We start from the raw sequence: 247 nt of genomic DNA, 5'->3' as shown, positions 1-247 counted from the left end.
CGCCGATACAGAAAATACCGCCCTTCCTTGATTCCCTCCGGCAGCGGCAGCTCCGTGAGCTCCGGATGCTCCAGCGGCAGGCCGCTGACGGCGATGCCGTTCGGGGCGAGCACGCCGGCTATCAGCTGTGGCAGCCAGGTCAGCGTCACCGCATCGATCTCGTCGTGGCCGGTGCCGATATCGGCGTGGGCGAGGGCTGCGCCGATGCCGAGGAAGGCCTGACCGGAATCGCGGATGTTGCCGGTCA

1 protein-coding gene is annotated in these 247 nt (G+C 67.6%); it reads right to left on the bottom strand.

The features are described 5' to 3' along the window. Positions 1–247, bottom strand: a 247-nt coding sequence (locus tag EOD29_RS34070; protein ID WP_245475526.1) for a class I SAM-dependent methyltransferase, incomplete at both ends; no start/stop codon positions are given.

Origin of the sequence: Mesorhizobium sp. M1A.T.Ca.IN.004.03.1.1 (assembly GCF_003997555.1) — a bacterium.
Lineage (GTDB): Bacteria > Pseudomonadota > Alphaproteobacteria > Rhizobiales > Rhizobiaceae > Mesorhizobium.
This window is presented reverse-complemented; position numbering and strand designations above follow the sequence as displayed.